Source organism: Tranquillimonas alkanivorans (assembly GCF_900115595.1).
Lineage (GTDB): Bacteria > Pseudomonadota > Alphaproteobacteria > Rhodobacterales > Rhodobacteraceae > Tranquillimonas > Tranquillimonas alkanivorans.
Window position 1 is genome coordinate 1 of record NZ_FOXA01000016.1, and the last position, 22,411, is coordinate 22,411.

The window sequence follows — 22,411 nt, forward strand, 5'->3', positions numbered from 1 at the left end:
CAGCCCGCCGGAGCCGTCGGTTCTCCGCCTCCAGTTCCTTGAGCCGCTTCAGTTGATCGCGGCTCATGCCGCCATACTGCCTGCGCCAGCGGTAGTAGCTCTGCTGCGTGATGCCGACCTGGCGCGCTGCATCACCGACCGATAGTCCTTGGCCTTGCAGAACTGCAACCTGCCGCAGCTTCAAGACGATGTCCTCGGGCTTCTCTCGCTTCCCAGCCATTCTCTGGTCCTCTCCATAACGGGATCATTTTATCCCTGGGGGCGGACCACTCCAGCGGGGGCACTCCATTCCCTCAGGCAGCGCCGCTTGAGAATCGAGTTGCGGAACTCGGTCACCGCCAAAAAACAATGCAGGCCGGTCCGGACAAGCGAATGCCGGAACGATCCGGACCAGAGAGAGAAGCCCTGGCCGCCCACGCCAATACTTTCACGAAGGCGGCTATGCATTGGGCGGCCCACTGCCGCCTGAGCGGCTGTCTCCTTGATGAAATCGGATCGGAGGTCCGTTGGCGCCGTGGGCCGGCAGGGTGCGACGTCGTGGTCGGAGCGGGCTTGCCCGCTCCGCCCATCGTTTACTCATGCACTCAATCATCCGGGTCCCCATGCTCTTGCTCGGCCATGCGCTGGCGGAAGAGTTCGGCGATGCTGTGCTCCGCCGGGGAGAGGTGGGAAGGCGCCGCGAGTTGCGACTTTGAGGCGATGGTGCCCATCACGTCCGACCGCGTGCCTTCGGATATCCGGCGAACCGTCAGGGTGTCATTCTCCTCGCGCGCATTCAGCAGCCGAAAGATGTCGCCGCTGCGCCGGCCCGCAGCGTCCAGACCCGCCGAGCGGCCTAGCATCTCGGCCCCGGCCGTGGCAGCGGGAGCGCGGTTGCGGTGCTCGAGGTAGTAGCGCAGTTGGTGGCGGTTATTTCGCTCTTGCGCCTCGCGGATGCGCATGAGCTCATTGCTCGAGTAGACGCCGGGCGGCACGCCGGCTGCCCGGGCGAGTTGGTCGGACTGCGCGGTGGCCGCCGAGGCGAGGCCGGCAGCGAAAGCGGCGGCGGCGGCGATACGGTGCATATGCATGGTGTGCATCCTTTTCTTCAGGGTTCGGTTTCTGCCGCGCCGATCTGCTTCGTCGCGACATGCAGAAAGGAACACCCGTGCCATCAGCGCACCGTGAAACGGTCGTGCGATCCCGCGTCGGAGGAGCGTCAAAAAGCCTGCGATAGCGGAATTCGACCAAGACAAGCCGTTCGCGGGCGGCGCGGCACCGGAAGTGTGTGCCAATGATCATCGGCATTATCCGGCAATTCTAACGCACCTTTGACGCGTATCTGGACGCGGCGCTGACCGCTCCGATCCACCGTCGGCACTGCCCTGCGAAACGGCGGAGGAGTGGAGTAGTGAGTTTTTTCGTAGCCATGCAGAACTGGCGGACGACGGCGAGCTACTGGCAGCCGGAAACGGTCGTCAGCGAGCGGAGCGAGTTCCTGATCGTCGCCCGATCAGGCGAGCGTAACCAGTTCTTAAGCATCGCCAGCGCCGGCACCTGCCTGGGATCGGAGACGGAGGCGCCGCCTCGCTTGTCGCCGGACCTTGCGATCCTTGCGACGCTCGTTTCGCGGGGCGTCAACGGCGGAGAGCTGTTCCTTGTCGAGCGGGAGTTGCCCGGGGGGGCCGCCGTTCAGGGACACCTCGTGAGCGGAGACGGCTATGTTCTCCTTCACGAGGATCGGCTCTGTCTGACCGGAGCGGTGCGACTGAGACCGGGCGCGGGAACGCGCCCGGTCGGCGACTGCGTACTGCTGGCGGCGAACGAGCCGGGTGCGACTGTCCACCTGAAGGCGCGGTACGTGCCGTGGTGCGACGAGCTCCTGCCGCCCGGTTTCATCCCTAGAGTAAACGAGGCGGACCGCCCGCGATGATCCTGCTTGGCCGCATATCGGACGACTTCGCGCTCCGCAGTTCACAGGTGGGGCCGTTTGGGCGTACTCTGGACACCGAAAGCCTCGTCCCCGCGGGGGGTGGCGACGGTTTTGGCGGAGACGGCCCGATGGGCAAGATCACCGGCCGCAGCCCGGACTGGCTGAGCTTGTCGCTGGTCGGAAACTTCCGACTCTGCGACCCCGACGGGCGTGAACTGCGCGTCTCGGAGAAGAAGGCGCGCGTGCTGTTGGCGATGCTGGCCACCGCCCGCGACAGACGCCGGTCTCGCGAATGGCTGAAGTCGCGGCTGTGGGACAGGGCGTTCGAGGTGCAGGCGTCGAACTCGCTCCGGCAGTCGCTGCACGTTCTCAGGAAATCGCTGGCGCCGTGGAGCGATGCGGTGCAGGCCGATTACGAGCACGTCTGGCTCGACCACGTGGACGTCGCGCTTGATCCCGGCGACGACACGCGGGTGGAGTTCTTCGAGGATGCGCCGCGGCTCGGCGAGGCCGGTGAGGACTGGTTGCGCGAGGAACGCCAGGCCTTCGCCGTCCGTCTGGAAGACGCGCGGCGGGCCATGATGGAAGCGGGAAACCGGTCTCCGGCCCCGGTCGTCCCGCCGGACGCGGCGACGCTGCCCTGCGTGCTGATCGGCAACCCCGTGGTCGTGGCCGACGACGTGCGCGCCGAGGTCGTGGCGGAACGGATCACCAACGCCATCGAGAACACGTTTCGCCAGAACGGCTTCGTCGACACCTACGACCTGCGCGACGTGCAGAGCAATCAGCTTGAAGGCAAGGCGCAGGACTCCGTGTCGCGCCCGCCGGTGCTGGTCGAGGTGCGCGTGTCGCTCATCGGGCAGGAACTTCAGGCGACCATCGTCGCGCGGGTTCCGGCCACCGGAAAGGTGATCTGGACGTCCTCCATCGCCAGCGACCGGGATGCCGCCTTCGCCATCGCGTCCGAGACGATGATGGAGTTCGTCATGGGCGCCGTCGACTCGATCGAGGCGCTGATCTCGCGGCAGGCGGGGCCCGAGATCCGGCCGACGCTCTACACCGCCGTCCACCAGCTCTTCGGCCTCTCGCGCGAGGGGATCCTGGACGCGCAAGACCTCCTGCGGCAGTTCACCGGCCAAGCCGCCTCGCCCAATGCCGAGGCCTGGTTGGCGTTCGGAGCCATGCTCCTGCGCAACGAGATCCGCGAGACGCGGGACGAGGCGGTCGGGCAGGCGGGCGAGCATCTGGCGCGCGCGCTCGAGTCCGACCCGTCGAACGCGGTCGTGCGGGCGATCGCCGGGCACTACGAAGGGTTCCTGCGCGGTGACCTCGCCACCGCGGCGCGGCACTTGTACGAGAGCCGCCGAGTCCTGCCGAACCTGGCGTTCGCATGGGATGCAACCGCGATGAATCACATCTATTCCGGCGACATCGAGCGGGGGGCGCAGGCGGCGGACGTCGCGCGCAACCTGGGCCGATACAGCCCCTACCGGTATTACTACGATGCCTCGGCCGTCATCGCGGCCACGTTGCAGGGCCGGCACTCCGACGCCATCCGGATCGGACGCCGTGTGCTCGCCAAGCGCCCGCGCTTCCTGCCGGTGCTGCGCCACATGTTCGTCTCGCACGCGCTGTTGGATGAGCGCGAGGCGGCGCTGGACTGCTACCGGCAGATCCGCGAACTCGACCCGCATTTCGGGACCGAGCGGATGGACCACGAGGATTTCGCTCGCGCGTCCAACAACAGTCTGACGATGATTCACGAGGGACTTCGCCACAGCGGTCTTCTGGAGTGACGGCCTGCTGTCTTGCACCCGCACGCCAACAGGGGAGGCTGCGCCATGACCAAGACGAAGACGAAGACCAAAACGAAAACCAAGACCAAGACGAAGACGAAGGCGCAGGGCGGCGCCGGCGACGTTCTCGGCCCGCTCTACCGGGCGTGGACGGTGCGCGACCAGAAGTACGTCCGCCGCTTGTACCAGCGGCTGGACGATATCGTCGCCGCGCTCGGTGACGAGGTTCCGGGGCGGCCACACTATGACGGCGATTTCGTGCGCGCCGAACTGGATGAACTCCTGCGAAAGCAGGAGTCGCGGGAGCGGAAGAAACGCCAGCCCGAGATCGACGCCGAGGTCGACGACATCATTCCGCCGTTCCTCGACATCTTTCAGAACGCGGCCGGCGCTCCCACGAGCCTGATCCGGCTGATGGTGCTGCTGCAGGACGCGGGGCTGGCGCTCGCGGCGCACTACAAGGCCAAGTTCGAGCGTCCGCGCCCGCACCTCCTGGATCACGGGATCGATCCCTCGGTTTCCGTACCCAACCACGCCGCCTATCCCAGTGGCCATGCGCTTCAGGCCGCGCTGACCGCGCATGGGCTGGCCGAGGTGTTCGGCCACGACCCCGGTGTGATGGCCGAGGCCTTCGACGTCGCCGACCGCATCCGCGAAAATCGCGAATGGGCGGGTGTGCACTACGCCTCCGACGGAGAGGCCGGCGCAGAGATCGCACGGGCCGCCTTCACCGATCTGCGCGAGGCGTACGACGAACTGTTCGTCGAGGCGATCGCCGACGTGCAGGGCATCTCTCCGCATCGCTCGCCGTACCTGGGGACCGGCCCGCTTGTCGCGCGCCTGCCCGAGGCGCGGAAACGGCCCGTACCGGTGCAGTGGTCGCTCGCCCGTATGGGCATCAGCGAAAAGCACGGCAACATCGACCGGGGGGGCAAGGGCGTCAGGATCGCGTTGATCGATGCGCCGGTGGACGTCACGCACCCGACCTTCGGCGAAGGCGACGCCCACGCCATCGACGCGCGGCTCGCGGGCTGCGGCGACCAGGAGCTGTGGGCGGAGTCGAGGGCCGCGATCAACGTCGACTATCCGCGCGCCCGGGATGCGCGGCTTGCCTTCTCGTCCAAGGGCGGGGGCCACGGCACCGCGATGGGCGGGCTCATCGTCGGCCGACACACGCCCATTTGCCCGCTCTGGGGCGCGGCGCCCGAAGCGCACCTGCTGCCCGTCCGCGTGACGACGCGGCTGGCCGATACGCACGAGAACCGGCTGGCCGTCGCCGGGTCGATCCTGCAAGTGGTCGAGCTCGGCGCAAAAGTCGTGCTCGTGGGGCCGCCTTTCGTCCGCCCGGAGGAGAGCGTATATCCGGCGGCTTGGAGTGAGCCGGTGGACATGGACGCCTTTGCCGGCCCGTGCGACCCTCTCGCGCTCGCCATCCTCCTGGCAAGCGTCGCCGTGCCGGTGATTATCCCGGCAGGCAACGACGGGACCGCCGCGATTTCCTACCCCGGCGCACCGTCCGACTTCACCGCGGCCATCGAGGCGCTGAGAAACAAAGCAGGGGCTTCTGCCGTGATGCGGATGCTCGACGGGGCCGGGCTATCCGTCCCGGAAGAACGGCTGAAGGCCGTCGCGGCGCTGGACATCGCCGACCGGGGCGACGCTTTCGCCGGGACGGGTATTATCGTCGTCGGCTCGGCCAAGCTGACGGATCCGACGGACGCGAATTCGCCGCTGGTTCCCGCCGCCTACAGCCAGTCCGGTCCCGGCCTGTGCCTCCTGTGCCCGAGCGACCGTGACGAGGACCCGTCCGCCGCACCGCCCGCCGATGGCGTGACCCGCTATAACTACGTTCCCGCCCCGGACATCCTGGGGCACGGCGGCTACGCCGAGGATCCGGCGAGCCTATATTCGGGACACGAGGGCGAGCAGGGCTTCGGCGGAACCTCGGCCGCTTCGGCGCAGGCGGCAGGCATAGTCGCCCGAATGATCGAGACGCGCGCCGGCGATGGCGTGACGGGCCCGGCAATTCGTTCGGCCATCGTCGAGGCGCTTGATGCGGAGTATGACGTGACGCGCGGCTACGGCGTGCTCACCGTCAAGGTCGTTTGACCTCCGGATCGGCCGTCAGGCGACCTCTTGCTCCGCGGCCTCCGGCGCGACGTCTGCGGCCTCGGCCTCCGGCAGGACGAAGAAAAATCGGCTGCCGCGCCCGGTCTCGCTGGTTACCCGCAGGATGCCGCCGTGCAGTTCCACCAAGTGCTTGGCGATGGCCAGGCCCAGGCCCGTGCCGCCGTGGCGGCGGGTGTCCGAGCCGTCGACCTGCTGGAATTGCTCGAAGATGGTTTCGAGATGCTCGCCGTCGATGCCGCAGCCGGTGTCCTCGACCGAGAACTCCACGCCCTCGGGCACGCGCCGCGCGGCGAGTGTCACCGCGCCGTCGTCGGTGAACTTCAGCGCGTTTCCGACGAGGTTGTAGAGCACCTGTTTCAGCCGGACCGGATCGCCCTCGATCTCGTCCACTACGCAGTCGCAGGTCAGGTCGAGGCCGCTGCGACGCGCCTGCTCCTCGAACTCGTCCGCGATCTCGCTCAGCATTCCGGCGGCGCTGAAGCGTTCGGGCCTCAGCTGCACCTTGCCCCGCTCGACATGAGCCCAGTCTAGGATCTCGTTGACCATGGCCAGCAGGTGCTTGGCCGACCCTTCAACCCGCTGCCCGTGCCGTTCGACGGCCCCCAGCATCTTGGAGACCGCGGCGCGCACCTCTGGCGTCATGGCGTCGTCGCGCGCCAGCATTTCGTTGAGCGCCTTCGCCTGCACCAGCGCCGTTGGCTTGGCCAGGAACGGCGCGTAGCCAAGGATCACGGTCAGCGGCGTGCGCAGCTCGTGGCTGATGTTGTTGAGGAATTCCGACTTTTTCCGATCCGCCCGTTCGGCCGCCTGCTGCGCGGCCTTGAGTTCGGACACGTCGACGATCGAGCTGACCGTGTAACCCTGCGGCGTCCGGCTCTCGGCGATCTTGATACAGCGACCGTCGGCCAGCGTCTGCTCGGCCACGCCCGTCGCCGCACGGTGCGCGCGCAGGCGCTCCTGGAACCACGCCTCTGCCGCCTCCGCATCCTCGACCTCGTCGAAGTGCCCGACCCGAAGCTCTTCTCGGATGATGTCCTCGAACGCGGTGCCCGGCGGCATCTCGGCCGCCGTGGGGGCATAGAAGGCCTTCGCGCGCGTGTTGCGCATGACCAGACGGTCCTCCTCGTCGTAAAGCACGAAGCCGTCGTTCATCGCCTCGATCGAGCACAGCAGCAGCTTGCGCGCCGATTCCCGCGCCTGCGCGAGATGCCCCATGAACAGCACCTTGCCGATCAGAAGCAGCGCGGCAAGCGCGGTGGCGCTGACTATCAGGGGGGCGCGGGGCGACCCCGCAGGCCAGCCGCCAGTGGGCAGCACGGCGAGCTCCCACTTGTCGCCCAGCAGCGTCAGTCGCTGGATGATGGGATCGGCATCGAAAACCTGTGCCCGGCCATAGACGACTTCGCCTGGCACGCCCGAGGGCAGCGTCCGGCGCAGCGCGACGTCGTCGAAATCAAGGCCGGTGGCCTCCAGGCCCAGAAGTCCCTCCTGCGACACGACAAGCGAGACGACCCCCCAGAGGTGGCTCCGCCCTTCTCCGGTTTCGGTGAAGACGGGGTATTGCAGGATGTACCCGCTGCCGCCCTGCACCAGGTCCACCGGCCCGTCGAGATAGGGCGCGCGCTGCCGCACCGCCTGTTTCACGGCCGCGTACTGGTCGGGCAGGCTGCGGTAGTCGAGGCCGATGGCCTCCTCGTTGCCTTCGACCGGGTAGACGTATTCCACCCGCAGGTCCGGCGCCCCGGCGACGTTGCGGATGGCGGCGTGGTAGTCCACGAGCTTGCTCACCGTCTCGGCGAATTGTTCCTGCCCGAGGTCGGGATTGCGCCCGGTCGCCTTCGCGAGCGAATCCGCCACCAGGTCCATTTCGAACATCGAGTGTTCCAGCTTCTCGCTCAGGATGCGAGCGTCCTGCATCAGAATGCTGCGCAACTGGCTGACATGGCGCTGATGGTCCTGGTCCAGCAGGACCACCCCCGCGACGACGGCCAGGATGCCGATCAGGCCCGCAAGCAGACCGTATTGCCGATCGAACCGAAAGCGGTTCCTGCCCATTCTGCACCCGTCGCTCTGCCGGTGTCCCCGGTCTTGTCGCACGCGGCCGTCCCCCCTGGAGCGGCCGAAGTCGTCCCCTGATCCGACCCTAGGCGGCGCGCGCGACAGATTTCGCGGCGCGAATGTGGCGGTGAATGGGTTTTCCGCCCTCGGCAGGGCGCTTCAGACCGTTCCCTCGGTCTTGATATTGACGGTCGTGCCGCAGTGCTTGCAGTGGATCGCGTCGGCGTCGTGCAGCAGAAGTCCGCAGGTGGGGCAGGGGTGGCGCACCTTCGTTGGGCGAAAAAGCACCTGCGCGAGGCGCAGGAACAGCGTGACGCCGAAGATCATGATGACGACCGCGATCATCCGCCCTGAAGTGCCCGGCAGGGTGATGTCGCCGAAGCCGGTCGTGGTGAGTGCGGTAACGGTGAAATAGAGCGCGTCGGCGTAATTGCCAATGTCGGGATTTATGCGGTACTGCGTGGCGTACACGATCCCCGTCATCACGAAGAGGAACACGCCGAGGTTCGCCGCGGCGCCGAGCACCTGCTCGTTCTCGCGGAAGAACCGGAAGTCGCCCCTCAGGCGCACCAGAAGCTGGTAGGTGTGCAAAAGCCGCAGCGTCCGCAGCACGCGCAGGAAGCCCAGCCCCTCGCCCGCGAGGGGCAGGACGAACGACACCGTCGCCACGATGTCGGCCCAGGTGGTCGGGTAGCTCAGGAACCGGACCTTCGACCACGCGATGGCGAACCGGGCGGCCAGGTCGGCGCAGATGAATACGCCCAGGAACAGCGCCAGCGCCTGCACCATGGGCCCGTGATCGGTGAACGAGGCTCCGATCACGAACAGGATCGTCGCGACGTCGAAGGCGATCAGCCAGTAGCGAAAGGTGTTCGCCCGGTCGCTGGTGCCTTCATAAAGTTCCCGGACCAGTTCGAGCGTCGTTTTGTCTGCCAAAGCGCCTCCGGCCGCTGCTCCTCCTCCTCGTCCTAAACCGCCACGCGCCGAAGTCCAACGCCCGGCACGTTCAGGAACTTCCGCAGGACGCGGGTTTTGGGCAGGCGATCGCCTGCCGCGAGCCGGCGGGCCGCGAAACGACGTGCAGGAGGACGAGTATGACACAGCCGCGACCCCCCCGCCGCGCAGGCCGCGCGCCCGGATGCGCCGGGGGGCCGCGATGACCCCCTCCGCCCTGCGCTCTGCCGCCGCCGTTGCCGTCGCCGGGTGCATCGCCGCCGTGCTGGCCGACATGATCTCGTGGTTTCTGGCCAACGGATACAATCCCGTCGCGCAGACCATCAGCGACCTCGCCGTGGGGCCCAGCAGTTGGTTGATGGACCTGGGCCTGTGGTGCTTCTCTGTCGCTGCGATTGCCCTTACGCTGGCCTTGTGGCCCGTTGCGGCGCGCGCCCGCTACGGCTGGTTGTCAATGCTGTGCCTTGTGCTCCTGGCGGTCGACGTCGCCGTCATCGCGCAGGTCAACGAGTACGCGGGCGAAGGCAACCCCGGCGCGGACATCCATCAGTGGGGCGTATACGCGCTGGGCGTGCTGTTCCCCGGTGCCGCGCTGGCCGCGATTCCGGCGCTGCGCGACGTGTCCGGCAAGCTCGAGCGGTTCAGCCTGGCGATGGCGGTCGCGTGGATCATCCTCGGCCCGTTCTACATGTTCGTCCCGTCGGACAGCTGGAACGGTGCGGCCGAACGGGTTCTGGCCCTGATCATGTTGGCCTGGGTGTCGCGCACGGCGCGGCACCTGCGTCGCCGCGCCGGCCCGCTCACGGCGGTGGGGTAGGCGCAGATTGCTCCGACCTGCCGCCCGGTCTAGTGTCCGGCCGACCGCAGAAGGGAGAGCGTCATGGGCCGTATCGTCATCCTCGGGGTGTTCGTCGCAGACACCACCTATCGCGCCCCGCGCCAGCCGCGGATGGGAGAGACGATCCTGGGCAGCTCTTTCGCGCTCGGCCCGGGTGGCAAGGGATCGAACCAGTCGATCGCGGCCGCCCGCGCCGGCGGCGACGTCCACTTCGTCAGCAAGCTCGGCCGCGACACCTTCGCCGACATGGCGCTGCGTGTCTGGGAAGACGCCGGCGTGACACCCGCGGTCGCGCAGGTCGAGGATGCGGCGACCGGCGCGGCCTTCATCTTCGTCCAGGAGGACACGGGCGACAACGCCATCATCGTCAGCCCCGGCGCGGCGGGCACGCTGTCGGCCGCCGATGTCGAGGCACGGGCCGATCTGATCGCTGGCGCGTCGGTCTTCATCACGCAGCTCGAACAGCCGATGGAGGCGGCAATCCGGGCGCTTCAGATCGCGCGCGAGGGCAGCGCCCGCACCATCCTGAACCCCGCCCCGGCGGCGGAACTGCCCGACGGCATGCTCGCGCTGTGCGACTACGTCACCCCGAACGAAAGCGAGGCCGAGGCGCTGACGGGCCTGAGCGTCGAGACACTGGAGGACGCGGAGCGTGCAGCCGATGCACTGATGGCGAAGGGCGTGGGCGCGGCCGTCATCACGCTGGGCGAGAACGGAGTGTTCTACAAGGACGCGGAGCGCTCGGCGCACGTGCCCGCTTTCCGCGCCGGGCCGGTGGTCGAGACCACGGGCGCCGGCGACGCCTTCAACGGCGGGTTCGCCGCCGCGCTGGCCGAGGGGCGCGACGCGGTCGAGGCCGTGCGCTTCGGCTGCGCCACCGCCGGCATCTCTGTCACGCGGGCCGGTGCCGGGCCGTCGATGCCGGCCCGCGACGAGATAGAGGCGCTGCTGGACGCCTAATCCGCCTCGGCGACCAGCGCCGCGACGTCGAGAGGGCCGTTGATCATTGCCAGCCGTCCCTCGCCGTCACGCGGCCAGTCAGCCTCTGGACGATCGCAGTAAAGTTCGACGCCGTTGCCGTCGGGGTCCGAGAGGTATACCGCCTCGCTGACCCCGTGATCCGCCGCCCCGACCAGCGCGACACCGGCGTCGAGCACCCGCTTCACCGCGGCCCCCAGGCTCCTGCGGTCAGGAAACAGGAACGCGGTGTGGTAGAGCCCCGTATGCCCGCGCGGCGGCGGCGTTCCGCCCGCGCTATCCCACGTATTCAGGCCGATGTGGTGATGGTAGCCACCGGCCGAAAGGAATGCGGCATTTGGGCCGTAGCGCTGTGTGACCTCGAAGCCGAGGATGCCGGAATAAAAGGCGATGGCGCGCTCGAGGTCGGCGACCTTCAGGTGTACGTGCCCGACGCGGGTCTCGGGCGGGACGGTTGCAGGCATGGTGGCCTCCTTTACTAGGAGAACCACCTAGAGCTTCTGCAGGCTCCGGAAAACTCGGCGCCGGCGCACGGTTGGGGTGCGCCGATGCGCGGCTCAGGCGCCGACCATTCCCACGATCCTGTACGTGTCGCGCAGGATAGGCGCCGCAATCTCTCTCGCGCGCTCGGCGCCGCGGGCGAGGATGGCGTCGATCTCGTCGGGTTGCTCCATCAGGCGCGCCATTTCGGACGAGATGGGCGAAAGCTGCTCGACGGCCAGATCGGCCAGCATCGGCTTGAACTCCGAGAACTGCTTGCCGCCGACATCCGCCAGCACCTCGGCCACCGAGCGATCGGACAGAGCGGCGAAGATGTTGACGAGGTTGCGCGCCTCGGGCCGCTCTTCAAGCGCGGCCTCGTTGTCGGGCAGGGGCTCGGGGTCGGTGCGGGCCTTGCGGATCTTCTGCGCGATGGCGTCGGGGTCGTCGGTCATGTTGATCCGCGCCATGTCCGAGGGATCGGATTTCGACATCTTCTTCGAGCCGTCCCGCAGGCTCATCACGCGCGTCGCCGCGCCTTCGATCACCGGCTCGGTCAGCGGGAAGAAGTTCGTGCCATAGTCGTGGTTGAATTTCGCCGCGATGTCGCGCGTCAGCTCAAGGTGCTGCTTCTGGTCCTCGCCCACCGGCACGTGCGTGGCGTGGTAGACAAGGATGTCCGCCGCCATCAGCGCCGGGTAGCCGAACAGCCCGAGCGAAGCGTTCTCGGCGTTCTTGCCGGCCTTGTCCTTGAACTGCGTCATCCGCTTCATCCAGCCCATTCGGGCCACGCAGTTGAAGATCCAGGCAAGTTGCGTGTGCTCGGGCACCTGGCTCTGATTGAAGAGGATCGACCGCTCGGGGTCGATCCCGGCGGCGATGAATCCGGCGCAGAGCTCGCGGGTGTTGCGGGTCAGCGCGGCGGGGTCCTGCCAGACGGTGATGGCGTGCAGGTCGACCATGCAATACACGCACTCGAACCCGTCGTCGGCGTTCTGCATCTCGACGAAGCGCTTCATCGCGCCCAGGTAGTTGCCCAGCGTCAGCCCGCCCGAGGGCTGGATGCCCGAGAACACGCGCGGGGTAAATCGGCTCTCGGCCATGACGTCGCTCCATCTGGAAATCCGTGCCCGGCTCGCTTACCCATGGGCGGAAGGCCCGTCAAGAAAGGCACGGCATGAGCAGCGACTACCGGGCAGCACCCTTCAACCCGCTTCCGCCGATGGTCACCGCCCTGGCGGCGGCGATGGTGCTGGTGGAGTTGATCTTCCAAGCCGGCGCACGCGGTTTGGCGGGCGGGCCGCAGGCGGTGGGCTGGCGCATCGACGCGCTCAACCGCTTTGCCTTTTCGCCCGACCTGTTCGAGCGGATGGCGATGACGGGGCAATGGCCGCTGGACCAGGTGGCGCGGCTGGTGACGTACCCGTTCGTGCACCTGGATTTCACGCACGTGCTGTTCGTCGTCGTGTTCCTGCTGGCGCTGGGCAAGATGGTGGCCGAGGTGTTTCACCCGGCGGCGTTCCTGGCGGTGTTCTTCGGCTCGGCCATCTCCGGGGCGCTGGTTTATACGTTGGCGCTCGATGATCCGACGGCGCTGATCGGGGGGTTCCCGGCCGTCTATGGCTTGATCGGCGCCTACACCTTCCTGCTTTGGGTGGGCCTTGGCGCGATGGGTGAGAACCGGATGCGTGCATTCACGCTGATCGGGTTCCTGCTGGGCATCCAGCTTCTGTTCGGGCTGCTGTTCGGCGCGTCGAACCAGTGGGTGGCCGAACTCGCCGGCTTCGCGACCGGCTTCGGCCTGTCCTTCGTCGTCAGCCCCGGCGGGTGGAGCCGGGCGGTGGCGAAGCTGCGTCAGCGATAGGCGCGGCGCTCATCGCTTCCTGCGGGCGCTCCTCGCTTGGAGGGACCGCAGGGACCGAGAAGCCTTACCGCCGCACCGCGCTGCGAAAGTCCGACATCGCGAATGCGCCGATGCCGGCCCCGATGCCGAAATAGCTGGCGATCCCCAGGCTCACGAGCAGGGCGAGCGCCAGGATGCGCCATGCCTCGAGCGCGAGGACCGGACCCAGCGCAACCTGCGCCGCGATCAGGCAGACCCCCATGCCGAGCGACGCGATGACGATCCGGGGCAGACGGTGGCGGAAGCGGTCGTCGAGCAGCGCCGCCTCGCCCATCTGCCGGCTGCCGCGCCACAGGAGCCACGTCATCGCCCAGCCCGCCACGGTCGTACCGATGGCTGCGGAGAGGTAGCCGATGACAGGGGCCAGTCCGATGGCGAGAAGCGCGTTCACGACCAGCGCAACCAGCGCGAAGTGGAAGGGCGAGCGCGTGTCCTCGCGGGCGAAGAACAGCGGCTGCAGCACCTTTTGCAGCACGAAGGCCGGCAGGCCGATGGCGTAGACGGCGAGCGCGGCGGCGGTGGCGGCGGTGTCGTCCGCTCCGAAGGCTCCGCGCTGGAACAGCGCCGACACCAGCGGCATCGGGATGGCGACGAAGGCGACGGCAGAGGGCACGGTCAGGGCCAGGCACATCTCGGCGGCGCGGTTGAAGGCGTGTCGCCCGCCTTCGGTGTCCTCGGCGCGCAGGCGGCGGGAGAGGTCGGGCAGAAGCACGACGCCGATCGCGATACCGACGACGCCGAGCGGAAGCTGGTACAGCCGGTCGGCGTAGCTGAGCCAGGCGATCGCGCCGTCGAAGAAGCTGGCGACCTGCCGGCCGACCAGCAGGTTCACCTGCACCACGCCGCCCGCCAGCGCGGCGGGCGCGGCGATGACGGCCAGGCGCTTGAGCTCGGGCGTCCACTTGGGCCGCACGGGCCGCAGCGGGTATCCGGCCCGGTGCGCCGCGATCCAGACCAGCGCAAGCTGCGCGATGCCCGCGATCACCGCCGCCCAGCTGAGCAGAGTGCCGACGCGCGCGCCGTCCGCGTCGCCCGCGCCGGCGAGGAACAGAACGCCGATCAGGATGATGTTCAGCAGCACCGGCGCGGCGGCGGCGGCGGCGAAGCGGCCGATGGCGTTCAGCACGCCCGAAAGCAGCGCCGCGAGCGAGATGAACAGGATGTAGACGAAGACGATCCGCCCGTACCCCACGGCGAGCGGGAAGCGCGCATCCTCGGTGAAGCCGCTGGCCATCGCCAGCACCAGCCACGGCATGAACACCTGCGCGAGCAGGGTGAACAGGATCAGGATCGTGGCGAGCCCGGTGAAGGCGTCGCGGGCGAACGCCTCGGCGTCCTCGCCCGCCTCGACCTTCTTCGAGAAGATGGGCACGAACGCCGTGTTGAACGCGCCCTCGGCGAAGAACCGGCGGAACATGTTGGGCAGGGCGAAGGCGATCAGGAACGCCTCGGCCACCGGCCCGGCGCCGAGGATGGCGGCCAGCATGATGTCGCGGGCGAAGCCGAAGACGCGGCTGGCCAGCGTCCAGACCCCGACGGTCAGGAAGCCCGAGATCAGGCGGGTGGGCTTCATCCGTCCAGCGCCCTCTCGCCACCCTTGGCGATCGCCTCGCGCAGCTTCTTCTCGAGCGCCTCGCGCTTCGGCGCGCTGTGGATTTTCAACCCGAACATGTCCTTGACGTAGAAGGTATCGACCACCTGCGCGCCGTAGGTCGCGATGACGGCGGAGGCGATCGAGACGTTGTTGTTGGCCAGCGTCCGCGTCAGGTCATACAGCAGACCCGGCCGGTCGCGGGTGTCGACCTCGATGATCGTGTAGATCTCGGAGCCCTCGTTGTCGAAGGCGATCGAGGTCGGCACGCGGAAGCCGCGCTCGCGTTTCTTGATCTTGTCCTTCGGCGCCAAGGCGTCTCGCGCCACGACTTCACCCCTGAGCGTGCGCTCGATCATCTGGCGCAGGCGCGGAAGGCGCGACTCCTCGTAGGGCGCGCCCTCGTGGTCCTGGACCCAGAACACGGCGGTCGCGTAGCCGTCCTTGGACGTATAGGTGCGCGCGTCCACCACGTTCGCCCCCACCAGCGCCAGGGCTCCGGCCAGCCGCGAGAAGATGCCGGGGTGATCCGACAGGGCGAAGCAGGCCCGGGTCGCGTCGCGTCCCTCGTCCGGCATCAGGTCGATGCGAATCTCGTCGGCGCTGATGTCGCGCAGCAGGTTGGCGAAGGTCACGTGCTCGGCAGTTCCCAGCCCCTGCCAATAGGGCGGGTAATGGCGGTTGGTCTCGTGCCGGAGGCTGGCGCGGTCCCAGCCCGCCAGCGAGTCGCGCAGCGCGCGCTTGGCCTCGGCCCCGCGGGTTTCGCGGTTGAGGTCCTCGAGCCCCGTCTCGAGCGCCGCCGCCGTCTCGTTATAGAGCGACCGGATCAGCTGCGCCTTCCAGTTGTTCCAGGTGCCCGGGCCGACGCCGCGGATGTCGCAGACGGTCAGCACGGTCAGCAGGTCGAGCCGCTTCTTGGTCTTCACCGCCTTGGCGAAATCTCGCACCGTGCGCGGGTCCGACAGGTCGCGCTTCTGCGCCATGTCGGACATCAGCAGGTGGTAGCGCACCAGCCACTCCACCGTGTCGCAGTCCGACGAACGCAAGCGCAGCCGCGGGCAGACCTTGCGGGCAATGCGGGCGCCGACGACCGAGTGATCCTCGTTCCGGCCCTTGCCGATGTCGTGCAGCAGAAGCGCAACGTAGAGCACCTTGCGGTTCACGCCCTCGGTCAGGATGCGGCTGGCGATCGGCAGTTCCTCGACCAGTTCGCCGCGCTCGATCTCGGCCAAGGTCGAGATGCACTGGATGGTGTGCTCGTCCACCGTGTAGTGGTGGTACATGTTGAACTGCATCATCGCCACGACCGGCTCGAACTCGGGCAGGAAGGCCGCGAGCACGCCGATCTCGTTCATCCGGCGCAGGGCGCGTTCGGGATTGCCGTGGCGCAGCATAAGGTCGAGGAAGATGCGCACCGCCTCGGGGTCGCGCCGCATGCCGTCGTCGATCACGTCGAGGTTCGCCGCGATCAGCCGCATCGCCTCGGGGTGGATGAAGTAGCCGGTGCGCAGCGCTTCCTCAAAGATGCGCAGCAGGTTCAGCTTGTCGTCCAGGAAGGCCTTCGGATCGGCCACGTTCAGGCGGTTCTGATCCACCTTGAAGCCCTTGCGCACGCGGCGGCGGCGCCGGAACAGGCGCTGCAGGCTGGGCGCCTGCTTCACGTGGTCGGCCTCGAGCGCGGTCAGGAAGATGCGCGTCAGCTCGCCCACCCGCGTGGCGTGGCGGAAGTAGGTCTGCATGAAATGCTCGACCCCGCGCCGGCCGCCGCGGTCCTCGAAGCCCATGCGCTCGGCCACCTCGATCTGCATGTCGAAGGTCAGCTGGTCGACGGGTCGCCCGGCGGCGAGGTGCATGTGACAGCGCGTGGCCAGCAGGAAGCTTTCGGCCTTCACGAAGGCGTCGAACTCGTCGCGGGTGAACAGGCCGCGCTCCACCAGCTCGCCCACGTCCTGGACGCGGTTGATGTACTTGGCGATCCAGAACAGCGTCTGCAGGTCGCGCAGGCCGCCCTTGCCCTCCTTCACGTTGGGCTCGACGACATACCGCTGCCCGCCCTGCTTGCGGTGCCGCTCGGCCCGTTCGGCCAGCTTCGCCTCGATGAAGTCCTGCCCGGTGCCGCTGAACAGCTCGTTCCAAAGCCGCTCGCGCAGCTCGTCCTCGAGCGCGGGGTGTCCGGCCAGAAACCGGTGCTCCAGCAGCGCGGTGCGGATCGTGTAGTCCTCGCGCCCCATCCGAAGGCATTCCTTCACCGTACGGCTGGAATGGCCGACCTTCAGGTGCAGGTCCCAGAAGATGTACAGCATCGTCTCGATGACGCTCTCGGCCCAGGGCGTCAGCTTCCAGGGCGTGAGAAACAGCAGGTCGACGTCGGAGAACGGCGCCATCTCGCCCCGGCCGTAGCCGCCGACGGCGAAGACGGCGATCTGCTCGCCCTCGGTCGGGTTCGGGTTCGGGTGCAGGTGCGTCAGCGCGATGTCGAAGACGCAGGTGACGACACTGTCGGTAAGATAGCTGTAGGCCGAGACGGTGGGCCGGGCGTCGAACGGTCGCTCGGCGAACGCCGCGGCGATGCTCTCGCGTCCCGCGGCCAGGGCGGCCTTGAGGTGGCGCACGACTGCCGCCCGTTGCTCGGCCGCGCCCTCGGTCTCGGCGAGGTCGCGTTCGATGTCGCGGCGGACGGCGGTGCGGTCGAAGATCTCGCGGACCGGGCGGATCAGGTCGCCCGGCACGCGGTGGGTGTCGTCGGACGGGGCCGGTTCAGAAACCGGCGCCGCCGAAACTGCGTCGGGCGGGGTCAATCACTACCACCTGGTTGTTCTGGACTTGAGCGACCGCCAGGCCGCGCTGGATGGTGCCGCCGGGCAGCAGCCGGAACACGCCGTTGGCGCCCGCGAAGCCCTGGCCCTGGGTCAGCGCGCTCGAGGTCAGCGCGCCCCGGTCGCCCCGGGCCGCCAGCGCGCCGATGGCGGCGATGCCGTCATAGGCGGGGGCCGACACGATCGGGTGCGGGTCCATGCCGTAGGCGGCGCGGTAGCGCGCGGCGAACCGGTCGCTCATCCCCTGGTCGGGCAGGGCGAACCACGCCCCCTGCAGGCCGCGCAGCGACAGGGCGCTGGTGGGGATGTCGAGCCGCTGAAGCCCGATATACTGCGTCACGTCCGGATCGAGCCCCGCCTCGGGCAGCAGGTCGGCCAGGAACGGCAGCGCACCCGAGGTGCCCGACGTCAGGAACACGGCGTCGGCGCCCGCGGCGTTCGCCTCGCGCGCCAGACGCGGCGCGGCCGAGGTCACGCCCTCCTGGCTCAGCTCGAAGCTGCCCACCCCGGCGAGCGAGGCCGGGCTGCGCGAGATGGCCGAGAGGATGGCGTCGCGCCCCTGCTGCTCGGCCAGGTCGGTGCCGTGGATGACGAAGATGTTCCGCTTGCCCTGGCTGACCGCGTACTCGACGAGCCGCTGCGCCGTGTTCTCGAACGTGTTGCCCAGGACGAAGACGTTTCCCCCGGCGATCGAGGTGTTGTTCGACAGCGACAGCAGGTTCACGTTCTGGCCGGCCACCGCGACACCCGCGGCGTTCGCGGTCTGCGAATAGACGGGGCCGAGGATGATCTTGGCGCCGTCGGCCACGGCCTGCCGGGCTACCTCGGCGGCCTGCCCGGGCTGGCCCGCGGTGTCGTAGACGCGCAGGTCGACCTCGGCCCCCTGGAGATCGGCGATGGCAAGCCGCGCGGCGTTCTCGGCGCTTCGCGCCAGGATTGCGCCACCCTCGGGATCGCTTGTCGGCACCAGCAGCGCCACCGGCACGGCCGCGCCCGGATCGATGCGCTGGCCGACATCGGCCCCAGGGGCGAGCGGGGCGACGGGCGCGCAGGCGGCCGCGGCGATGAGAAGAAGGCCGGCCATCAATCGGGCGATCGGCTTGCGGGCAGCGCGGACGTGGGCGTACATCGTGGGGATCCCTCGTGGTGTCGCTCGGACAAGGCATCGAGACCCTATGCGCAAGACGACAGAGTGTAAATCGCGGGCGGCATGGCGATGAGCGGCATCGCGCGGACCGTCCCGCTGGAGCCGGGGCTCTACCTCCTCGCCACGCCCATCGGGACCGCACGCGACATCACGCTGCGGGCGCTCGACACGCTGGCCTCGGCCGACGTCATCGCGGCCGAGGACACCCGCACGGCGCGCAAGCTGATGGAAATCCACGGCATCCATCTCGGCGACCGGCCGCTGATCGCGTACCACGACCACAACGGCCCGCAGGTGCGCCCCCGCCTCCTGCGGATGATCGAGGAAGGCCGCTCGGTCGCCTACGCCTCCGAGGCCGGCACGCCGCTGGTCGCCGATCCCGGCTTCGTCCTGGCGCGCGAGGCGATCGCGCGCGGGCTGCCGGTCACCGGCGCACCGGGCCCCTCGGCGGTGCTGGCCGCGCTGACGGTGGCGGGGCTTCCGAGCGACCGATTCCTCTTCGCGGGTTTCCTGCCGCCGGCCGGCGCGGCGCGGCGGCGGGCGCTGGCAGAGGTGGCGCAGGTGCCGGCGACGCTGATCTTTTTCGAGTCGCCCAGGCGGCTTTCAGGAAGTCTTAGGGACTTTGTGGAAGTGTTGGGAGCGGACCGGGGGGCGGCGGTGTGCCGGGAGCTGACCAAGCGCTTCGAAGAGGCGCGCAGGGGCACGCTCGCGGAGCTTGCTGACGCCTACGCCGGGACGCCGCCGAAAGGCGAGATCGTGATCGTGGTGGATCGCGACCGCGCCGGCGCTTCGGCGGAAGACATGGAAATGGCGCTGGAGGCGGCGATGGAGACGATGAGCGTGAAGGATGCGGCGGCGCACGTGGCGAAGGCGCTGGGACTGCCGAAGCGTGACGTGTACCAGGCAGCGCTGGCGCGGGGCCGGAAATGAGCGGGGGCACGTCCTACTGGGCCGGTGCGGCCGCCGAGGAACGGGTGGCCGAGCATTACGCCCGCTGCGGTGCCGCCATCGCCGAACGCCGCTGGCGCGGGCGCGGCGGCGAGATCGATGTCATCGCGCGGGACGGCGACCGCCTGATCTTCGTCGAGGTGAAGGCGTCGCGCACCCACGCACGCGCCGCCGAGCGTGTTTCGCCGCGACAGATCGCGCGGCTGCACGCGGCGGCGGGTGAGTTCATGGCGGGCGAGCCCCGCGGTGCTGACACCGAGGCGCGGTTCGACGTGGCACTGGTTGACGGGACGGGGCGCGTCGAGGTCCGGGAGAACGTCTTCCTCTGAGCCGCCCATTGTCAGCACGTGCGGGCTGCGCCATGTAAGGGCGATTCCAGATTTCGGAGAGCCCATGTCGCTTACCGTCGCCTTCCAGATGGACCCGATCGAGAGCGTCGACATCGACGCCGACAGCACCTTCCGCCTAGCGGAGGCGGCGCAGGCGCGGGGGCACCGCCTGTTCGTCTACACACCGGACCGGCTGTGCTGGAGCGACGGCCGCCTGACGGCGCGGGGCTGGCCGGTGGAGGTTCGCCGCGTGCGCGGCGATCACGTGACGAAGGGCGACGAGGTTGAGCTCGACCTCGCCACCATGGACGTCATCTGGCTTCGGCAGGACCCGCCGTTCGACATGGGATACATAACGACGACCCACCTGCTTGAGGCGATCCACCCCTCGACGCTCGTGGTCAACGATCCCTTCTGGGTGCGCAATTCGCCGGAAAAGCTGCTGGTGCTCCAGTTCCCCGAACTGATTCCACCGACGATGATCGCGCGCGACCTCGCCGACCTGCGGGCGTTCAAGAAGGCGCACGGAGACATGATCCTCAAGCCGCTATACGGCAACGGCGGGGCAGGCGTGTTCCGGCTGGGGCACGAGGACCGAAATCTCGCCAGCCTGCACGAGCTGTTCACCGGCTTCAGCCGGGAGCCTCTCATTGCGCAGAAATTCCTGCCGGCGGTGGAGAAGGGCGACAAGCGCGTGATCCTGGTGGACGGTGAGCCGGTCGGCGCGATCAACCGCATCCCGGCCGAGGGCGAGACCCGGTCGAACATGCATGTCGGCGGGCGCGCCGTGAAGGCCGAACTGACGGACCGCGACCGCGAGATCTGCGCCGCCATCGGGCCGGTCCTTCGTGAGAAGGGCCAGGTCTTCGTCGGCATCGATGTGATCGGGGACCGGCTGACCGAAATCAACGTTACCTCGCCCACCGGCATCCAGGAGCTCGAGCGCTTCGACGACACCGACATCGCCGGGCGCATCTGGGACGCGATTGAGACGCGGCGCGCTCAGGACGGGAAGCGGTAGCTCAGCGCCTCGGCCACGTGTGGGCTGCGAACTTCGCCCTCCGCCTCCAGGTCGGCGATGGTGCGTGCGACGCGTAGCACCCTGTGATAGCCGCGGGCGGTCAGGCCGAACCGCTCTGCCGCCCGCGTCAAAAGCACTTTTCCTTCCGCGTCGGCCGACGCTATGTCTTCCAGGACAGCCCCGGCCGCATCCGCGTTGACGCGCGTGTCGGCATGGGTTGCGTATCGCTCTGCTTGCACGTCGCGCGCCGCCGCGACCCGGGACGCCACCTCCGCCGAACCATCGCCCGAGCGCGGCAGGTCGAGGTCCGTGAAGGCCACGGGCGGGACGTCCACCCGCAGGTCGAACCGGTCCATCAGCGGCCCGGAGATCCGGCCCATGTAATCGTCGCCGCAGGCTGGAACCCGGGCGCAGGCGCGCGCCGGGTCCGTCATGTAGCCGCATCTGCAAGGATTGGCCGCGGCCACCAGCATGAACCGGCACGGGTAGCGGACATGGGCGTTGGCCCGGCCGATGACGACGTCGCCCGTCTCGATCGGCTGGCGCAGGGTTTCCAGCACCTGTCGCGGGAATTCCGGAAATTCATCCATGAACAGCACGCCGTTATGGGCGAGACTGATCTCGCCCGGCTTCGCGCCCTTTCCGCCGCCGACGATGGCAGGCATCGAGGCGGTGTGGTGCGGCTCGCGGAACGGGCGCTGGCGCGAGATGCCGCCTTCGTCCAGCAGGCCGGCAAGGGAGTGAATCATCGACGTCTCCAGCGCCTCGGCCGCCGAGAGGGGCGGCAGAATCCCGGGCAGGCGCTGGGCCAGCATCGACTTGCCCGATCCGGGCGTGCCGACCATCAGCAGGTGATGCCGCCCCGCCGCCGCTATTTCGAGCGCGCGCTTGGCGCGTTCCTGCCCGCGCACCTCGCGCAGGTCGCGGCGGCGCACCTCGTCCACAACTTCGCCCGGATCGGCGGGCGCGAGCGGCGACTGGCCGGTATAGTGCTGCACGGCGGCGGCGAGCGAGGGCGGTGCGATCACCTCGGCCGCGCCGACCCAGGCGGCCTCGGCCCCGCAGGCGCGGGGGCAGAGCAGCGTTCGTTCCTCCTCGGCCGCGGCCATGGCGGCGGGAAGCGCCCCGATGACCTGGACCAGCGAGCCATCCAGCGACAATTCCCCGAGGGCGAGGGTCGCCTCCACGGCATCGGTCGGGATGACGTCTATGGCGGCGAGCAGTGCGAGCGCGATGGGCAGGTCGAAATGCGAGCCCTCTTTCGGCAGGTCGGCGGGCGACAGGTTCACCGTGATCCGCTTGGACGGCAACGCGATGGACATGGCGCTGAACGCGGCGCGCACGCGCTCTTTCGCCTCGGACACCGCCTTGTCCGGCAGGCCGACGATGCTGAAGGCGGGAAGCCCCGCCGCCACGGCGCACTGCACCTCGACGATCCGCGCCTCGATCCCTTCAAAGGCTACCGTATAGGCGCGTGCGACCAAACATGCTCTCCGCCCGAGTTCGAGAT

Annotated in this window: 19 protein-coding genes; 9 read left to right on the top strand and 10 right to left on the bottom strand. The window is 68.7% G+C overall.

The window, feature by feature from the left end; translation table 11 throughout:
- Nucleotides 1-220: transposase (locus tag BM162_RS16235; protein ID WP_143096180.1), on the bottom strand; the 220-nt coding region annotated here is incomplete at its 3' end.
- Nucleotides 221-584: 364 nt separating this feature from the next.
- Nucleotides 585-1,154, bottom strand: a complete 570-nt coding sequence (locus BM162_RS16240) for a hypothetical protein (RefSeq protein WP_143096181.1) — start codon at nt 1,152-1,154, stop codon at nt 585-587.
- Nucleotides 1,155-1,390: 236 nt separating this feature from the next.
- Here BM162_RS16240 and BM162_RS16245 point away from each other — a divergent pair, with 236 nt between their 5' ends.
- The 3 genes from BM162_RS16245 to BM162_RS16255 all read left to right on the top strand — a co-directional run bounded on the left by BM162_RS16245 (nt 1,391) and on the right by BM162_RS16255 (nt 5,817).
- Entirely contained in the window at nt 1,391-1,912 is a 522-nt protein-coding gene (locus BM162_RS16245) for a hypothetical protein (protein ID WP_093424283.1), read from the top strand.
- Nucleotides 1,913-2,040: 128 nt separating this feature from the next.
- The gene (locus tag BM162_RS16250) at nt 2,041-3,708 is read left to right on the top strand and encodes an AfsR/SARP family transcriptional regulator (RefSeq protein ID WP_143096182.1); all 1,668 of its coding nucleotides are present in this window, start codon (nt 2,041-2,043) and stop codon (nt 3,706-3,708) included.
- A 45-nt stretch (nt 3,709-3,753) separates the two neighbouring features.
- Entirely contained in the window at nt 3,754-5,817 is a 2,064-nt protein-coding gene (locus BM162_RS16255) for a S8 family serine peptidase (RefSeq protein ID WP_093424289.1), read from the top strand.
- Nucleotides 5,818-5,832: 15 nt separating this feature from the next.
- Here BM162_RS16255 and BM162_RS16260 read toward each other — a convergent pair whose 3' ends face one another.
- Both BM162_RS16260 and BM162_RS16265 read right to left on the bottom strand, forming a co-directional pair.
- Nucleotides 5,833-7,893 carry an ATP-binding protein gene (locus BM162_RS16260; protein ID WP_093424291.1) on the bottom strand — a complete coding sequence of 687 codons (2,061 nt, stop codon included), beginning with the start codon at nt 7,891-7,893 and terminating at the stop codon, nt 5,833-5,835.
- A gap of 162 nt (nt 7,894-8,055) precedes the next feature.
- Entirely contained in the window at nt 8,056-8,832 is a 777-nt protein-coding gene (locus BM162_RS16265; protein ID WP_245759301.1) for an ion channel, read from the bottom strand.
- Nucleotides 8,833-9,052: 220 nt separating this feature from the next.
- On the opposite strand from BM162_RS16265, the gene BM162_RS16270 reads away from it, so the two are divergent.
- Nucleotides 9,053-9,667, top strand: coding sequence for a DUF998 domain-containing protein (locus BM162_RS16270; RefSeq protein ID WP_245759302.1), 615 nt, complete (start codon nt 9,053-9,055; stop codon nt 9,665-9,667).
- Between the two features lie 63 nt (nt 9,668-9,730).
- Nucleotides 9,731-10,648, top strand: a complete 918-nt coding sequence (gene rbsK, locus BM162_RS16275) for a ribokinase (RefSeq protein WP_093424299.1) — start codon at nt 9,731-9,733, stop codon at nt 10,646-10,648.
- Here rbsK and BM162_RS16280 read toward each other — a convergent pair.
- Together BM162_RS16280 and trpS are read right to left on the bottom strand one after the other, a co-directional pair.
- The gene (locus BM162_RS16280; protein ID WP_093424302.1) at nt 10,645-11,130 is read right to left on the bottom strand and encodes a VOC family protein; all 486 of its coding nucleotides are present in this window, start codon (nt 11,128-11,130) and stop codon (nt 10,645-10,647) included. The two genes, rbsK and BM162_RS16280, sit on opposite strands and share 4 nt — an antisense overlap.
- Nucleotides 11,131-11,223: 93 nt before the next feature.
- Nucleotides 11,224-12,249, bottom strand: coding sequence for a tryptophan--tRNA ligase (gene trpS / locus BM162_RS16285; RefSeq protein WP_093424304.1), 1,026 nt, complete (start codon nt 12,247-12,249; stop codon nt 11,224-11,226).
- 74 nt (nt 12,250-12,323) lie between these two features.
- On the opposite strand from trpS, the gene BM162_RS16290 reads away from it, so the two are divergent.
- The gene (locus BM162_RS16290) at nt 12,324-13,010 is read left to right on the top strand and encodes a rhomboid family intramembrane serine protease (protein WP_093424307.1); all 687 of its coding nucleotides are present in this window, start codon (nt 12,324-12,326) and stop codon (nt 13,008-13,010) included.
- Between the two features lie 64 nt (nt 13,011-13,074).
- On the opposite strand, the gene murJ is transcribed toward BM162_RS16290, so the two are convergent.
- Genes murJ through BM162_RS16305 form a run of 3 tightly spaced genes read right to left on the bottom strand, consistent with a single transcriptional unit; the run spans nt 13,075 to nt 18,585 of the window.
- The gene (gene murJ, locus BM162_RS16295; RefSeq protein ID WP_093424309.1) at nt 13,075-14,622 is read right to left on the bottom strand and encodes a murein biosynthesis integral membrane protein MurJ; all 1,548 of its coding nucleotides are present in this window, start codon (nt 14,620-14,622) and stop codon (nt 13,075-13,077) included.
- Nucleotides 14,619-17,438, bottom strand: a complete 2,820-nt coding sequence (locus tag BM162_RS16300) for a [protein-PII] uridylyltransferase (protein ID WP_093424312.1) — start codon at nt 17,436-17,438, stop codon at nt 14,619-14,621. The genes murJ and BM162_RS16300 overlap by 4 nt, the downstream gene beginning before the upstream one ends.
- The gene (locus BM162_RS16305) at nt 17,398-18,585 is read right to left on the bottom strand and encodes a penicillin-binding protein activator (RefSeq protein ID WP_093424314.1); all 1,188 of its coding nucleotides are present in this window, start codon (nt 18,583-18,585) and stop codon (nt 17,398-17,400) included. The genes BM162_RS16300 and BM162_RS16305 overlap by 41 nt, the downstream gene beginning before the upstream one ends.
- An 87-nt stretch (nt 18,586-18,672) precedes the next feature.
- Here BM162_RS16305 and rsmI point away from each other — a divergent pair, with 87 nt between their 5' ends.
- The 3 genes from rsmI to gshB all read left to right on the top strand — a co-directional run bounded on the left by rsmI (nt 18,673) and on the right by gshB (nt 20,901).
- A complete protein-coding gene (rsmI, locus tag BM162_RS16310; protein WP_342741174.1) occupies nt 18,673-19,533 on the top strand; it encodes a 16S rRNA (cytidine(1402)-2'-O)-methyltransferase in 861 nt (286 codons plus the stop codon).
- Entirely contained in the window at nt 19,530-19,880 is a 351-nt protein-coding gene (locus tag BM162_RS16315) for a YraN family protein (protein ID WP_093424319.1), read from the top strand. The genes rsmI and BM162_RS16315 overlap by 4 nt, the downstream gene beginning before the upstream one ends.
- 64 nt (nt 19,881-19,944) lie before the next feature.
- Nucleotides 19,945-20,901, top strand: a complete 957-nt coding sequence (gene gshB / locus BM162_RS16320) for a glutathione synthase (RefSeq protein WP_093424322.1) — start codon at nt 19,945-19,947, stop codon at nt 20,899-20,901.
- Here the strand turns inward: gshB and BM162_RS16325 are convergent.
- Nucleotides 20,883-22,385 carry a YifB family Mg chelatase-like AAA ATPase gene (locus BM162_RS16325; RefSeq protein ID WP_093424324.1) on the bottom strand — a complete coding sequence of 501 codons (1,503 nt, stop codon included), beginning with the start codon at nt 22,383-22,385 and terminating at the stop codon, nt 20,883-20,885. The two genes, gshB and BM162_RS16325, sit on opposite strands and share 19 nt — an antisense overlap.
- Nucleotides 22,386-22,411 lie beyond the last annotated feature (26 nt).